This is a genomic window from Bacillus sp. FSL M8-0350, assembly GCF_038593345.1.
In the GTDB taxonomy this organism is placed as follows: Bacteria; Bacillota; Bacilli; order Bacillales; family Bacillaceae; genus Bacillus; species Bacillus safensis.
In genome coordinates, this window is the sequence record NZ_CP151985.1 from 2,127,087 (window position 1) to 2,141,319 (window position 14,233).

General features: G+C 40.1%; 16 protein-coding genes. 6 read left to right on the top strand and 10 right to left on the bottom strand.

The window, feature by feature from the left end:
* Positions 1 to 28 precede the first annotated feature (28 nt).
* The 3 genes from NSS80_RS11010 to NSS80_RS11020 all read right to left on the bottom strand — a co-directional run bounded on the left by NSS80_RS11010 (position 29) and on the right by NSS80_RS11020 (position 2,893).
* On the bottom strand, positions 29 to 652 hold the full coding sequence (locus NSS80_RS11010; protein ID WP_317221984.1) for an HD domain-containing protein: 624 nt from the start codon (positions 650 to 652) through the stop codon (positions 29 to 31).
* Position 653: 1 nt separating this feature from the next.
* On the bottom strand, positions 654 to 1,136 hold the full coding sequence (locus NSS80_RS11015) for a glutathione peroxidase (protein ID WP_024428135.1): 483 nt from the start codon (positions 1,134 to 1,136) through the stop codon (positions 654 to 656).
* 74 nt (positions 1,137 to 1,210) lie between these two features.
* The gene (locus tag NSS80_RS11020; RefSeq protein ID WP_317221983.1) at positions 1,211 to 2,893 is read right to left on the bottom strand and encodes a formate--tetrahydrofolate ligase; all 1,683 of its coding nucleotides are present in this window, start codon (positions 2,891 to 2,893) and stop codon (positions 1,211 to 1,213) included.
* 139 nt (positions 2,894 to 3,032) lie between these two features.
* Between NSS80_RS11020 and metA the strand changes: the two genes are divergently transcribed.
* Both metA and NSS80_RS11030 read left to right on the top strand, forming a co-directional pair.
* Positions 3,033 to 3,941: a homoserine O-succinyltransferase gene (metA, locus tag NSS80_RS11025; RefSeq protein WP_024428133.1), complete on the top strand. Its 909-nt coding sequence runs from the start codon at positions 3,033 to 3,035 to the stop codon at positions 3,939 to 3,941.
* A gap of 228 nt (positions 3,942 to 4,169) precedes the next feature.
* The gene (locus tag NSS80_RS11030) at positions 4,170 to 5,321 is read left to right on the top strand and encodes a diglucosyl diacylglycerol synthase (protein WP_024428132.1); all 1,152 of its coding nucleotides are present in this window, start codon (positions 4,170 to 4,172) and stop codon (positions 5,319 to 5,321) included.
* 33 nt (positions 5,322 to 5,354) lie between these two features.
* Here the strand turns inward: NSS80_RS11030 and NSS80_RS11035 are convergent, their stop codons facing one another.
* On the bottom strand, positions 5,355 to 6,056 hold the full coding sequence (locus tag NSS80_RS11035; RefSeq protein WP_024428131.1) for an AIM24 family protein: 702 nt from the start codon (positions 6,054 to 6,056) through the stop codon (positions 5,355 to 5,357).
* A gap of 259 nt (positions 6,057 to 6,315) precedes the next feature.
* Here NSS80_RS11035 and cspD point away from each other — a divergent pair, with 259 nt between their 5' ends.
* Positions 6,316 to 6,516: a cold-shock protein CspD gene (gene cspD / locus NSS80_RS11040; RefSeq protein ID WP_003215784.1), complete on the top strand. Its 201-nt coding sequence runs from the start codon at positions 6,316 to 6,318 to the stop codon at positions 6,514 to 6,516.
* 51 nt (positions 6,517 to 6,567) lie between these two features.
* Here cspD and NSS80_RS11045 read toward each other — a convergent pair whose 3' ends face one another.
* The 3 genes from NSS80_RS11045 to NSS80_RS11055 form a co-directional block, all read right to left on the bottom strand.
* Positions 6,568 to 6,750 carry a hypothetical protein gene (locus NSS80_RS11045; protein WP_008346368.1) on the bottom strand — a complete coding sequence of 61 codons (183 nt, stop codon included), beginning with the start codon at positions 6,748 to 6,750 and terminating at the stop codon, positions 6,568 to 6,570.
* Positions 6,751 to 6,922: 172 nt separating this feature from the next.
* The gene (locus tag NSS80_RS11050; protein ID WP_024422748.1) at positions 6,923 to 7,105 is read right to left on the bottom strand and encodes a zinc-finger domain-containing protein; all 183 of its coding nucleotides are present in this window, start codon (positions 7,103 to 7,105) and stop codon (positions 6,923 to 6,925) included.
* A 1-nt stretch (position 7,106) separates the two neighbouring features.
* Entirely contained in the window at positions 7,107 to 7,778 is a 672-nt protein-coding gene (locus NSS80_RS11055; protein ID WP_214755548.1) for a ribonuclease H family protein, read from the bottom strand.
* Between the two features lie 94 nt (positions 7,779 to 7,872).
* Here NSS80_RS11055 and NSS80_RS11060 point away from each other — a divergent pair, with 94 nt between their 5' ends.
* From NSS80_RS11060 to NSS80_RS11070, 3 genes are read left to right on the top strand one after another with little or no spacing between them, the layout of a single operon-like run.
* Positions 7,873 to 8,562: a queuosine precursor transporter gene (locus tag NSS80_RS11060; RefSeq protein ID WP_024422750.1), complete on the top strand. Its 690-nt coding sequence runs from the start codon at positions 7,873 to 7,875 to the stop codon at positions 8,560 to 8,562.
* A gap of 1 nt (position 8,563) precedes the next feature.
* On the top strand, positions 8,564 to 8,959 hold the full coding sequence (locus NSS80_RS11065) for a reverse transcriptase-like protein (RefSeq protein WP_024428129.1): 396 nt from the start codon (positions 8,564 to 8,566) through the stop codon (positions 8,957 to 8,959).
* Between the two features lie 42 nt (positions 8,960 to 9,001).
* Positions 9,002 to 9,127, top strand: a complete 126-nt coding sequence (locus NSS80_RS11070) for a hypothetical protein (protein ID WP_003215584.1) — start codon at positions 9,002 to 9,004, stop codon at positions 9,125 to 9,127.
* Positions 9,128 to 9,141: 14 nt separating this feature from the next.
* Here NSS80_RS11070 and NSS80_RS11075 read toward each other — a convergent pair whose 3' ends face one another.
* From NSS80_RS11075 to NSS80_RS11085, 3 genes are all read right to left on the bottom strand, one after another.
* Positions 9,142 to 10,029 carry a 5'-3' exonuclease gene (locus NSS80_RS11075; RefSeq protein WP_317221981.1) on the bottom strand — a complete coding sequence of 296 codons (888 nt, stop codon included), beginning with the start codon at positions 10,027 to 10,029 and terminating at the stop codon, positions 9,142 to 9,144.
* 277 nt (positions 10,030 to 10,306) lie between these two features.
* On the bottom strand, positions 10,307 to 10,570 hold the full coding sequence (locus NSS80_RS11080) for a YpbS family protein (protein ID WP_024422753.1): 264 nt from the start codon (positions 10,568 to 10,570) through the stop codon (positions 10,307 to 10,309).
* Positions 10,571 to 10,611: 41 nt separating this feature from the next.
* Complete coding sequence (locus tag NSS80_RS11085) at positions 10,612 to 14,205, bottom strand: dynamin family protein (protein WP_317221980.1); 3,594 nt, start codon at positions 14,203 to 14,205, stop codon at positions 10,612 to 10,614.
* Positions 14,206 to 14,233: the final 28 nt, after the last annotated feature.

Here is a 14,233-nt window from a genome sequence, read left to right on the forward strand (position 1 = left end):
ATATATCCTCCTTACACACATAAAGACCCTACTCATCTGTAAGGCCGCATTCTTCTTTCCACTTCTTGATAAATAAATTCATCAATTCATGCCGCTCATCAGCAAGCTGCTTTCCTGCATGAGTGTTCATCAAGTCTTTTAATTTGAGCAGTTTTTCTTCCATATGCTTTAGCACAGAGCCCTGCTGCATGTCCTCTGTATAATGGGGCTCACCTGTAGCGCCAGCATACGTAAACACTCTAGCGATACCGCTTGCTCCTATCGCATCCAGCCTATCGGCATCTTGAACAATGGCCCCCTCTAACGTCATTGGCTTAAACTGCTTATGCCGATCACGAAAAGACATCGTTGTAATGATGTCCATGATATAGCGGACATCCCGCGTGTCCAATTCCCACAAAAGGAGCTGGTTCTCAAGCTGCTTTTCAGTGACCTTCCATTCACTTGACAGCTTTTCATCAATGACATCATGTACAATCGCTGCCATCTCGATGATAAATAGAGAGCCGCCTTCCTGATTTGCAATACGGACGGCAAGCTGGCGCACACGAGCAACATGAGCCGCATCGTGTCCAGTCGGTTCATCCTTCAGCCTGTCTGAAACAAAGGAGGCAGCTGCCTCCAATTGTTTTCGCTGCATGACTGTCAGCATCTTATTTGTTGAGCAGAGCGATGATTGAGCTTTCTAATTCTTTTGGTGGTGTTTTCGGCGAGAATCGTTCAATAACTTCTCCGTCTTGGTCCACGATAAATTTTGTGAAATTCCATTTCACTGTTTTTGTCCCAAGCACACCTTTCGCTTGACTTGTTAAATGCTTGAACAGCGGGTGCGCCTCTTCGCCATTGACATCTACTTTCGCAAACATAGGGAAGGTCACTCCATAATTCAAAGAACAGAATTCTTGAATGGCTTCTTCTCCTTCTGGCTCTTGGTTCATAAATTGGTTACACGGAAATCCTAAAATTTCAAGGCCCTTTTCATGATATTGATCATATAACTCTTGTAATTGTTTAAATTGAGGAGTCAGCCCACATTTGCTTGCTGTATTTACAATAATGAGCACTTTTCCTTTATAATCTGCCATCGATTGTTCCTGACCGTTAATGGTCTTGACCTGAATATCATAAATTGACATCTCATAGCCTCCTAGGATTCACTTTTTCCTATCGTAACATGCTTCTTTTAGAAAATCGCTTTTTATGCTCCCGTTTAAAAGAGTCCTGTTACACTGCCGTCTTCTAATAAATCCATTTCAAGAGCCGCGGGTTTTTTAGGTAATCCAGGCATTGTTAAAATGCTTCCGGTTAAGGCTACAATAAACCCTGCTCCTACAGACGGCTTTAACTCTCGAATCGTAATGGTAAAGCCTTTAGGTCTGCCGATTAAAGCTGGATCATCTGAAAGAGAATATTGTGTTTTTGCCATACAAACCGGTAAATGAGCCCAGCCGTTTTCTTCAATGGCAGCCAGCTGCCTTCTTGCTTTAGTTGTGAGCGTGACCCCATCTGCCCCGTAAACCACTTTGGCCACTTTAGATAACTTTTCTTCGATGGAATCATTCTCTTCATACAAATAGGTAAAGTTGTTCTTTTTCTTTTCAATGAGTGCTGCTAGTTCCTCGGCAAGAGCTGTCCCGCCTTCGCCTCCTTCTTCCCATACATTCACGGCTTTGACTGGATGGCCATGTTTCTCGCACCAATCTTCTATCGCTTGAATCTCTTCTTTTGTATCCGTCATAAACCGGTTTACCGCCACAATATATGGAAGACCAAAAGCTTGCACAGTTTCAATATGCTTTTCTAAATTATGTATACCTTCTATTACGGCGTGTGCATTCTCTTCTTTGAGTTCGGTTTTCTTCATTCCGCCATGCATCTTTAATGCTCTCACTGTCGCCACAATGACAACTGCACCAGGTTTGAAATCACCAGCTCTTGTTTTAATGTGGAGGAATTTTTCTGCTCCAAGATCTGCTCCGAATCCTGCTTCTGTTACGACATAATCAGCTAATTTTGCTGCCATTTTGGTTGCAATTAAACTATTGCATCCATGTGCAATATTAGCAAAAGGACCGCCATGGACAAGGGCTGGGGTTCCTTCAATCGTTTGAACAAGGTTTGGTTTGAGTGCATCTTTTAAAAGTAGCGTCAGAACACCTTCATATCCAAGTGCTCCCACTGTGACTGGCTCGCCTTCTTGATTATAGGCAACAACAATAGAAGAAAGACGTTTTTTTAAGTCGTTTAAGTCTTCTGCTAAACAGAGGATCGCCATCATTTCGGAAGCCACTGTAATATCAAATCCGTCTTCTCTAGGATACCCATTTAACTGACCGCCAAGTCCGACAACGACCTGTCTTAATGCACGATCGTTTAAATCAAGCACCCGCTTCCACACAATGCGCCGCGTGTCGATACCGAGTTCATTTCCGTGATGGATATGGTTATCAATAAATGCAGATAAGGCGTTATGTGCAGATGTAATGGCATGAAAATCTCCAGTGAAGTGAAGATTGATTTCTTCCATTGGCAGCACCTGTGAATATCCTCCGCCCGCTGCTCCGCCTTTAATCCCCATTGTAGGACCTAATGATGGCTCACGCATCGCAACGATCGCTTTTTTGCCAATTTTTTCAAAGGCTTGACCAAGGCCGACAGTTACGGTGGATTTCCCCTCACCTGCTGGCGTAGGGTTAATCGAAGTGACAAGAATCACGTGTCCTTCTTTTTGTTTCTTTAAACGGTCAAAAATAGTCAAAGATATTTTCGCTTTTGTGAAACCATAGCATTCTAATTCTTCGTCATGTATTTGCAGCTTTGCTGCGATGTCTTGAATCGGTCTCAGCTTAGCCTTTTGGGCAATGTCAATATCAGATAAATGCTTTGTGATCATAACAAAATGGCCTCCTTTTTTTACAGAAACAGCATTCTTTTTTGCTCTATTTTTCATTGTAACATAATTGAAACATTGAAATATCGCCAGAAAGTTCCTATAATGAAGTGAAATTAGCTTTGGTTCAGGGGGTGGCGAGTTGCCTATTAACATACCAGTTCATCTGCCGGCAAAACAAATACTAGAGAGCGAAAATATTTTCGTCATGGATGAGACAAGGGCATTCAAGCAAGATATCCGTCCTTTGAATATCGTGATCTTAAATTTAATGCCAAAAAAAATACAAACTGAAACGCAGCTGCTGAGAATGCTCGGAAATTCTCCTTTACAAGTGTACTTCACGTTTTTGATTCCAAGTACACATACACCGAAGAATACGTCGAGAGAGCATCTAGATGAATTTTATACGACCTTTGAATCGATCCGCCATAAAAAATTTGATGGAATGATCATCACTGGCGCACCAATTGAGCACTTACCTTTTGAAGAAGTTTCTTATTGGAAAGAGCTGCAGGACATTTTGGACTGGAGTAAAACCAATGTAACGTCTACCCTTCATATTTGCTGGGGTGCACAGGCAGGTTTATATCACCATTACGGGATTGAAAAAATCAAGCTTCCCGAGAAAAAATTTGGTGTATTTGAGCATATTGTGAAAGAGAAAAAAGAAAGATTAGTCAGAGGTTTTGATGAAGTATACTATGTCCCACATTCTAGGCATACAGATATTAATACAGAACAATTAAAAAACACGCCGAATTTGAAAGTCTTGAGTATGTCTGAAGAAGCGGGTGTTTGTTTAATTGTTTCAGATGATGATAAACAAGTATTTTTAACTGGACATCCTGAATATGATACAGATACATTGATGCAGGAATATGAAAGAGATTTGTTGAAACATGATACAGTCCAAAAACCTGTCCACTATTTTATAGAAGATGGTGACACATTAATCCCAGTAAATCGCTGGAAAGCCCATGCAACCTTATTGTTTATGAATTGGCTAAATTATTATGTTTATCAAGAAACACCATACGTTTGGGAATAAAATAGACTGTGGTCTGATGATAAATCGTCAAAATGTGTTAAAATACAAATGGCTCTGTCTTCCATTATCAATTGAATCTGTTTGTTTTTTAAAATTAGTTTAATTCTTTCGTAACGAATGATATGCTCTAACTGTTTATATGTTATCTTTATGTATATGTAGACCTATGAGATTAATAGTTTTCGTACGAAGTTTTGTTGTTGTTGATTACATTTGAGGTGAATATTCTTGAATACCAATAAAAAAATATTAATCTTGACCGCAAATTATGGAAATGGACATATGCAGGTAGCAAAAACACTGTATGATGAATGCAAATCCCAAGGGTTTGAACATGTTGTAGTTTCTAATTTGTATCAAGAATCGAATCCCATTGTGTCAGAAGTGACTCAATATTTATACTTGAAGAGCTTTTCCATTGGGAAACAATTTTATCGCTTGTTTTATTACGGTGTAGATAAAATTTACAATAAACGCAAATTTAACATTTATTTAAAGATGGGAAATAAGCGTCTCGATGAATTAATTCAGTTACACAATCCGGACATCATCATTATTACATTCCCGATGATTGTTGTACCAGAATACCGAAACAAAACAGGTAAAGTGATTCCGACTTTTAATGTCATGACAGATTTTTGTCTCCATAAGATTTGGGTACATGAAAACATCGACCGATACTATGTTGCAACCGATTATGTGAAACAAAAATTAGTGGAAATCGGCACACATCCAAGCGATGTCAAGGTGACAGGTATTCCTATTAGACCACAGTTTGAAGCAGACGTGCCACAATCGATGATCTATAAGAAATATGGATTATCATCAGATAAAAAAGTTCTTCTCATCATGGCCGGTGCTCACGGTGTACTAAAAAATGTGAAGGAATTATGTGAGGCGCTGCTCCTCGACAGTGAAGTACAAATTGTTGTTGTATGCGGAAAGAACGCCGCGCTGAAACAATCGCTTAGCGTTCTTGAACAAGCACACCCAGATCAATTGAAGGCGCTTGGATATGTGGAACAAATTGATGAATTGTTCAGAGTAACAGATTGTATGATTACAAAACCAGGCGGCATTACTTTAACAGAAGCAACTGCAATCGGTGTCCCGGTCATTCTTTATAAGCCTGTCCCTGGACAAGAAAAGGAAAATGCTCTTTTCTTTGAGGATTATGGCGCTGCCATTGTCATTAACCGACATGAAGACATTTTAGAATCTGTGACCAACTTGCTGCAGGACGAAGAAAAATTAGAAACAATGAAACAAAACATGAAAAAACTGCACTTAAAACAATCTTCTCAAACCATTTTGGAAGATATCGTTGAGCAGTCAGATCTCATCATGAATAACAAAACATATGCTCGCGCATTATCATAAAAAGGTGTCCGTCATTGACGGACACCTTTTTCCTCACCCTTGATTTCCATTTGTTGTGTATACTTCTTCAAACGGCTGAACGACAACAAAGCCGCTTCCGGTAAACTTCATTTGAATGGACTCTCCGCTTCCCCTGCCAATAAACGTTTTAAAGGAAACATCTGTCACAAATTCAGTTTTTAAATCCCCTGACCACGCAACAGTCGCATTCGGATCTGTATAAACAGAATCACCCGGCTGAACAATGAGTGTCAGCGGCTCATAATGACTTGTGATTGCAACTAAGCCCGCCCCTTCTAATTTGACATTAAATAATCCACCTGCAAGCATACCAGATACTTTTTTCATCAATTTGATATCCCAGCGGACAGATGGTTCAAACGCAAGCAGGTCGTTTCCATTCACAAAAATGGATTCTCCTTGAGCCAAACGAAGAATCGAGATTTTTTTACCTTGATCTGCCACGTATAATTTCCCATCACCTGTCGCCTTCATTAGTGAGGTGCCTTCTCCTGAAAGCATTTTTTTGAACATCTTGGAGACGCCGTGCTCAAAAACACCTTCACGTTCAAATTTGATTTTCCCTCGATAGGAAACCATGGAACCCGTTTTTGCCCAAATCGTGTCAGTCAAATTAATTTCTAAAAGTCTTGGTGTTTCAAGTTCGAAGACCCCTTCTCCTTTATCTTCTTGCTGCGTATTCTGAACAAATTCTTCAAGTGTATAACGATTCATGATTGCACCTCTTTCTGTATTTTTTTTATATACGGACAAGCTGCACGTGAGGTTCCGAAAACGTTTTATATTTCATTGTTATTCACCAAAAAAACAAAAAAATCAAACATTCTGCTCAAAATTTGGCTCGCCTGCTTGACGCTTTACTTTTGATGGTGTATAGTGGAACCATCATTTAACAACTGCAAAGTCGTTAGGTGATGAAAATTTTTTTTAGTATGCCAAAAGGTGTGCTACAGTACTAGGAGGAAAAAGCAATATGCAAAACGGTAAAGTAAAATGGTTCAATAATGAAAAAGGTTTCGGCTTCATTGAAGTTGAAGGCGGAGACGATGTATTCGTTCACTTCACAGCTATCGAAGGTGACGGCTACAAGTCTTTAGAAGAAGGACAAGAAGTTTCTTTTGAAATCGTTGAAGGTAATCGTGGACCTCAAGCTGCAAACGTAACAAAAATCTAATCAACTAAATCAATGATGAAACGACAAAATAAAGAGAGGCATATGCCTCTCTTATTTGATTTTCAGCTGAATTTCAATTGCTAAAATATTTTGCTTCAGTCGTTGTTCAATTTCAGAAATATCTTTTTCGAGAAAAGGTCTTCCCTTCTTTGCTACATCTACTAGCTGCTCTAGATCGCTGTATACCTCTTGAAATGTTCGATGTAATACCGTTTCGAAATCCTTATTATCCATGCCGGCCTTCCCCTTTTCCTCTATTATCCGTCACTTAGTCAAAAAGTAACTCAACCAAAACTTTCTATAGTTATATCGGCTCATTTTTCAGAATATGTTCTCTTTTTACACATTCTATCCGTTTTTTTTCATGAGCGGATGTTTGAGCAGGGAAAACCGGGGCGGCAGCCGCTTACTTTTTAAGCAGCGTCTGTCCGTATTCTTTTATTTTCTCTCCTACTGTGCATTGCTGAATACAAAAGGAGTGGGCGTATTTTTTTCCATATTCTTTTCGAAAGTGCTTCTTAATCAAACAATCTGAACAATACGTGTCTTGGAGATCCGTCAATTCTTGTACTGCTGTTTTTTTATCCACATTATTCAGCTCCGTCTGCTTCTAATTTCAACTTACTTTCGATTGGGACGTTTGCAAGCATCTGCCTTGCAAGCTGATCCGCTTCTGCATTTTGTTTACGATCGATGACTTCATATGTTGGCGTAAGCCTCAGCTCTTTTAAAGCCGCTTCAATCCGGTCGAGCCATTTGTTATGTATATCATCATAACAAGGCCATTCTCCTTTTAATTGATTCATGACAACAAGTGAATCGCCTCTAATCGTGACAGAATTTCTGCTTGCTCCAAGATCTTTTAAAGCTTTGACAGCCTCAAATAAAGCCGCATATTCTGCTTCATTATTGGTGATTCCTTGGAAGGGCTGATTTTTTCTCAAACGATAAGCATCTTCTCCTAGCTTATAGTAAACGACAACCCCAAGACCAGAGTCGCCTGTTTCTTTGTGAAAACTTGCATCAAAATAGACCTGAAGCTGATCAGGTTCAAGCTTTAGTTCTTCATTTAGTTTTTCAAGTTCTTTAATAGACCACATCGCCCCTTTTTCATCTTCAAATGATAGGAGTGACTGTGGTTCTTTTTTGTCGATATGTTTGGCTAAAATCAAGGCCTCTTTTAGCTCCATCCAATCTTCTTGGAAAAAAGCAATGGACCCAATCGATTTCACTTTCATTGTATAGTGTGCTCTTAATTTCATTGATCACATCGCCTTCCCGTACTTTTAAGGTAAACGTTCGTTATGCTATAATCAAAAAGTTACATTTCACAATGAGAAAGGAAGTTCATGTCACTTGTTTAATGAAGGTATTTGGATCTTATTTGCGATCATTAATTTTATCATTGTTCTTCTATTTTATAAAGGATTTGGCAAGATGGGCCTTTTCGTCTGGATTGGCTTTGCGACGGTTGCTGCAAATTTACAAGTGGTCAAAACCGTTGAATTGTTTGGCTTAACGGCAACACTTGGAAACATTTTATACGGCAGTGTATTCTTTGCAACGGACGTATTGAATGAAAAATATGGACAAAATGAGGCGAGAAAAGCTGTCTGGATTGGTTTTGCCACTCTTTTAACACTAACCGTTGTCATGCAGGAGGCTTTACTTTTCCATCCCGCTCCATCCGACATTTCTCAAACATCCCTGGAAACCATTTTTGGCTTTATGCCAAGGGTCGCACTTGGCAGTCTTGCTGCTTATATCATCAGTCAAATGTTAGATGTTTATGTATATTCGTTTATTCGCCGGATATTTCCTTCCGATGGTGCGCTCTGGGTGCGCAACGCTGGAAGTACGATGATCAGCCAGCTGCTTGATACACTGATCTTCACAACAATTGCCTTTCTTGGCACCTATCCATTTCATGTATGGATCGAAATCTTCATCACGACTTATGTGATTAAATTTATCGTCGCCGCGATTGCGACACCATACGCGTATGCAGCGAAAAAAATGGTTCCGCTTGATGAAAGGGTGAAATAAATTGCCAGCTGAAATATACATTGATGGTGCTAGCGCAGGTAATCCGGGTCCTTCTGGCATCGGCATTTTCATTAAATATGATGGAAAGGCAGAATCTTTCTCGATTCCTCTTGGATCAATGAGCAATCACGAAGCAGAATTTTCCGCTCTCATTGAAGGGATGAAAATCTGCGTAGAAAAAGGACTGCGATCCGTTTCGTTTCGAACAGATTCACAGGTAGTTGACCGTGCAGCCAATGCAGGATTTGCTAAAAATCCAGCCTTTCAGCATTTTATAAAAGAGATGATCGAGCTTCAAAGCCAGTTTGATTTATTTTTCATTAAGTGGATTCCAAGCAAGGAAAATCATGTAGCTGATCAGCTCGCTAGAAAAGCGATTCACCTTTCTAAAGGATGAATCGCTTTTTTTCGGTTATGCTAATGTATGAGGTGATACTGATTGGATAAAGAAAATAAAGGTCGTGTCACAAATGGGACAACGCCTCAAGGTGATGCGCAAACAAAAGATAAGCAGCCACTATCTCAGCTCGAAAATAGAGCGAAGAAAAGCAATACAAAAAGATGAATGTGGGGATCAGCTTAGCTGATCTCTATTTTACTTAACCGATTCACCATCGGTTCAATTCCTTTGATTTGATGGTATCGCAGCATGGCAGCAGCCCGTTCTTGATTGATGTTCACCTTCGCCTCATCAATTGGACAGCTCAGCGGGACATCACATTTGATCTCTGCCAATAAACGGGAAAGCTTCAAATCTTCTAATCCTGCTTGCATTTTCTTTTGCTGGGCAGCCGTTAGTTCATGAACATTTTCTAATAATCCGTCAATGGTTTGATATGTTTGAATAAATTTTAATGCTGTTTTTTCTCCGATTCCTTTGACGCCTGGGTAATTATCACTTGAATCCCCCATAAGTGCTTTCATATCGATCAGCGCCTTTGGAGAGATGCCCATTTCCTCTTCAAATAAAGCTTTAGTATAATGTTTATAGTTCCCGATTCCTTTTTGCATTAGAGCAACCGTCACTTGTTCATTCAATATTTGCAGCAAATCTCTGTCCCCAGTTAGGACAGTCACACGTGCTTCATTCTGATAGACTGCCGCCAGCGTGCCGATACAATCATCTGCCTCAAAGCCCTTTATACCAACGTTTACAATTCCTAGTTCTTCTGTCGCTTCCTTTGCTAAATCGAATTGCGGAATGAGCTCGACAGGTGCCTCTCCTCGATTTGCTTTATAATCTTGAAACAATTCATTTCGGTATGTTTGGCTTCCCATATCCCAGCAGCAAACAATATGGGTTGGCTCAAATGTTTGAACAGCGGTTAATAAATGCTTCAAATAGCCATTTACTCCATTCGTCGGGACACCGTGATCATTTATCATAAAATTTCGATGGACAGCCGTTGCATAAAACGATCTGAATAGAAGCGCCATGCCATCAACAAGCAATACGTGTTTATTCATTCTTATAAACTCCCTTTTTCAAAACAATACTCCTATTCTATCATAGAACATAGAATTCGACATAAAAAAGGCGCCTTCTTCTTTTGGAAAAGAAGTGGCACCTGGGGATTACTTTTGACCGTATTGCATTTTTTTCGATTCTGCTTCTGCGTAGGACGGCATCTCTTTTTGTTTAGGGTGACGCTCATCCTGCTTTTTTGCATGCTGCTTTTTTTCCATCATCATTCCCCTTTCTCGGTTCACTTGTTAAGATGACCCAAAAAGAGAAAGTTACTCTTTACTTCTGTTTTCGTTCGACATACTCCCTGACCATATCAATCGTGACATGCTTACGCAGCGGAACAATTCCGCCTCGTGCAAGCTCATTCATCTTCGAAGTAATTTCATTGATCTCGTCAGTTGTAAATGGTTCGTTTTGCTCACACTTCAAAACAGCAGTCTCTATTGCCTGCTCTCTTTTCTGTTCAAGCGCAAGAAACGATTTGATATGAGCATTCTGTTTTTGTGAATGTGCGGAAATTTCTTCGTGTACGCTCGTCATTTTTTATCAACTGCTTTCTTTTTTATATAGTGTATCATGACTCAAATGGTTTTCAACTGGTTCTTCCATTCATTTGTTTGCTTGTATACTTGTTCTATCATCGCCTGCTCTTTCGCATCTGTCGTTAAGCTCATGATAAATGTTTGTTTTTGTTCACTCAGCTGCTTAAGCGCTTCTGTTTCATATCTTTCAGTAAAGGTCTTCACCATCATATCGTATCTGCTCTGTAGTTCTTCTTTTTCTTTATCTGCCCATTTCGTCGTTAACTGGAAAAGAACATCTCGAATCGCTTCTATAAACGCTGCCTTCCCGTTCTGTTCAAAGAAAGCTTTCGCTGATTTTTGCTTCTTTAAGAGCGGCTCAAACGGCGTCAGGTCCGCTTCCACTTCAATTTGTTTCAGCTCGGCATTTTTCTCATCTGGCGGCGACAGCCGGAGAGAAAAGTAAGGATCTTCTGCACACGCAGCCTGTAATCCTTTCTCCCACTCCTCTTTGAAATATTGAAAAATAAACGATTCCATTCGAATATCAAGCGCTTTTATCTCCTGTACAAATTCAAATTCATAATCCTTTAACGCCTGTTCAAGCGCTTTTTTCAACTCCTGTCTGAAGTCCCCTTGAGATATTCCAGGATAAAAGGCTGTCTTTAACAGATCATTAGCATAAAGTGACAAGCGCTGAACAATGTGGTAAAGCTGTTCGTGCAAGTCCTTTTTCACACTTTCTGTTACTAACTTAGATCGTTTAATATGACTCATTTGATCAACGATCGCTTCATAGGATGTGTTTATCTTTTTCTTTTCTGCTTGCTTTTCATCTTCCGACTGATGCAGCGTCTCATGCAGCTTGTCAACTGTTCTACATAATGTACTAGCTTCAAAATACAGAAGCTCAATCGCATCTTTCGTTAATTCTTCCTCAATAAAATAGTCGAGCTGTGTTCTAAGCTGTGCATACTGGTTATAAGGCGACTGTCCCTTTCCTTCGATCTCTTCCTTACTCGATACGTGATGAAGGTTTGGATGCCGGATGCCTTCTTTTGTGAGCTCATTTTTCACATAGTCAAAGACGGTTTCAAGCTCTGCTTGATCCTTTGCGAGGTCAGCTGCATTGATAATAAAAAACATTTTATCCATGCTAAATGAATCTTTTACAAGCCCGAGTTTACGTAAAAATGACCGGTCTGCTTTTGAGAAAGAATGCTGGTAGTAAGTTAAATAAAGAAGGGCATCGGCGTCCTTCATATATTGAAAGGCAATCTCTGTGTGACGTTTATTCATACTGCTGGCGCCTGGTGTATCAACAATCGTCAGTCCTTTATCTGTTAAAGGTGTACTTAAATAGACCGTCACTTCCTTCACCACACAAGAAACAGCCTCTTCAGCCACATATGGCTTTAATTCTTGCAGGGTGACATTGAGCGGCGTTTGTTTTTGAATCGAATCACGGAACTTTTCATGAGCGTTTAAAAAATGGTCAACAATGATGCGGTAATCCTGTTCAAGCTCTCTTTTTTTCAGCGTCCGCTCGAGTTTCGCTTGAAACGTATCTCCCTTTTCTTCTGTTATAGAAAACCCGAGAATTTGATCGAGCTCCTCTAATATTTCCTGCTCGGTTTTGAACACTACTTTCACACTTTCATGAGGATGGTCTTCTGTCGGCCGCGTCAGCTTATTGATCGTGGCCGTCGTTGGTGTAGGAGATGATGGCAGCACCTTTCTCCCAACAAGGGCATTGGCAAACGAAGATTTCCCCGAACTAAAAGCACCGAATAAGGCGAGTGTAAATTCCTTCGCTTGCAGCCGCTTTGTTCGTTTTTCAAAAGACTTTCTTTGAGACTCAAGCGCGTTTAATGGCATTAACATTTGAGAAAGCTGCTCAAACTGGTCAATCGACTGCGCTGTCGTGATGTGCTGTGATTGACGCATTTGATCAAGCTCTGTCTGCTGATTTTCTTTCTCGATTTCTTCCGTATGAGTTGACGTTTGATGCTGCTTTAGCTCGTCATGCTGTACACGATGTTTTTTCGCATAAAACCAATCTTCTTCAACCTGCTCATTTGTTCCGTTTTGCCATATATCCCAGATATGTTCAATATCTCTTCTGATTTGATCATTTTTTTCCATGCATTGCTCTAGCGCTTGGAGCTCCTGTGCTGCCTGGACCCATTTATCTTGCTGCTTTCCCTTTTCATTCAGGAGCTGGGTTTTCAGCATCTCGGTCATTTGTTCAATCAATGGTATTGCTTTCTGTTTCGTCTGTCTTTTCAGTGCTTCACCCGCATCTTTTGCATATTGCAAAACGTATTCATTTGAAAATGTCGCACCGTGATGGATCACGTTTTCAAGCAGTGATTCTTCTACAGGTGTTTCAAATGCCATCACTTGATTTAATAGCTCTTCACCAAGCTGATGTTTCTTGACTTCTTTTTTGAGCAGCTCAGCAATATGCCAGTCTACTTCTGCTTTCATTCTTGCTTTGACATCTGCTAAGAACTCGTTCGCCCGCTTTTCTTTTTCCTGCTCGGTTTTATTTTTAGCGAACAGCAGACCTACCTTAAAGCCAGGTGCTTTCGATTCAATATAATCACTTGCGAGCTCCCTCATTTTAAATGGGGTTAGATTTGCATTTTTTAAAATGTTCTCGACTTCAGAAGACACTTCATCTTCTAACTGTTTTGCTCCATTTTCAATGAAGCTGCTTCTCGCTTCAAGTTCCTTCACTTCTTTTCTTTTTTCTTGAAGCTGTAAATCCAGATCCTCTTCCTGCAGCTCTTCTTTTAATGAGTCAATATGTTCTTTTAAAACATGCTCTATTTTCTGCTCGGTATAGGCGCGAAGCGATGCTTTCGGCAATGTTTGTAATTCTTGCAGTTTCTCGATTAAACGAATCATTTCGTTTCTTGGATGCGACTCATCGGTTACAGATGTAAAGTATAGATGTTCTTCTTCAATGCCTTCTTTTTGAAGCATATCAACTACTTGATTTTTGTAGTCTTCAAACGCTGTCTCATGCTCATCATGTCGATCGACTTGATTGACGATGAAATAAAGATTTGGCACTTTCTCTTTAATGGAGCGAATGAAACGAATGTTTTCCTCAGAATGAACATGGTTGTAATGAACGACATAAAAAAGAGCATCTGCTTGATGAAGAATAGACGCAGCAGATAAAAAGTGAGCATGATCCGTTGAATCAATTCCGGGTGTATCAATCACTGCCACCTTTTCTTCCAGTCCTCTATAGTCCCCGCTAATTTCCACCATTTCAATCTGTTCTCCATCCTTACAAAAACGCTGAACTGCTTCTTTATCATAAGAACCGCTCATTTTTGCAAAACGGCCATCTGAGGTGTGAAGCTTTACTTCACTCTCCCCTTTCCTCACGACGACCAAGTTGGCACTTGTTGGAATTGGACTCGTTGGCAGGATGTGATCATGAAGCAGATGATTCACAAGAGATGACTTTCCAGCTGAATAGTGGCCGGTAAATGCGATATACACTTCTTCTTCTGCTTCCTTTTTGATAATCGATGCAAGTTTGGCTGCGCGTTCATGATCATCCCTTTTAAGAAGGCTTTGATATAAAGCACCTGTAGTTTGAACGAGCGAATCTCGAATAGACAAGTCTTCCATGACGATAAACCCCTTTGTTTTTAGAAAA

Excerpts from the sequence above, each read along its gene's own strand:
- NSS80_RS11085 (WP_317221980.1), bottom strand. The coding sequence starts at position 14,205 with ATGGAAGACTTGTCTATTCGAGATTCGCTCGTTCAAACTACAGGTGCT.
- NSS80_RS11075 (WP_317221981.1), bottom strand. The coding sequence starts at position 10,029 with ATGAATAAACACGTATTGCTTGTTGATGGCATGGCGCTTCTATTCAGA.
- NSS80_RS11020 (WP_317221983.1), bottom strand. The coding sequence starts at position 2,893 with ATGATCACAAAGCATTTATCTGATATTGACATTGCCCAAAAGGCTAAG.
- NSS80_RS11045 (WP_008346368.1), bottom strand. The coding sequence starts at position 6,750 with ATGGATAATAAGGATTTCGAAACGGTATTACATCGAACATTTCAAGAG.
- cspD (WP_003215784.1), top strand. The coding sequence starts at position 6,316 with ATGCAAAACGGTAAAGTAAAATGGTTCAATAATGAAAAAGGTTTCGGC.
- NSS80_RS11080 (WP_024422753.1), bottom strand. The coding sequence starts at position 10,570 with ATGACGAGCGTACACGAAGAAATTTCCGCACATTCACAAAAACAGAAT.
- NSS80_RS11010 (WP_317221984.1), bottom strand. The coding sequence starts at position 652 with ATGCTGACAGTCATGCAGCGAAAACAATTGGAGGCAGCTGCCTCCTTT.
- NSS80_RS11035 (WP_024428131.1), bottom strand. The coding sequence starts at position 6,056 with ATGAATCGTTATACACTTGAAGAATTTGTTCAGAATACGCAGCAAGAA.
- NSS80_RS11015 (WP_024428135.1), bottom strand. The coding sequence starts at position 1,136 with ATGTCAATTTATGATATTCAGGTCAAGACCATTAACGGTCAGGAACAA.
- NSS80_RS11055 (WP_214755548.1), bottom strand. The coding sequence starts at position 7,778 with ATGAAATTAAGAGCACACTATACAATGAAAGTGAAATCGATTGGGTCC.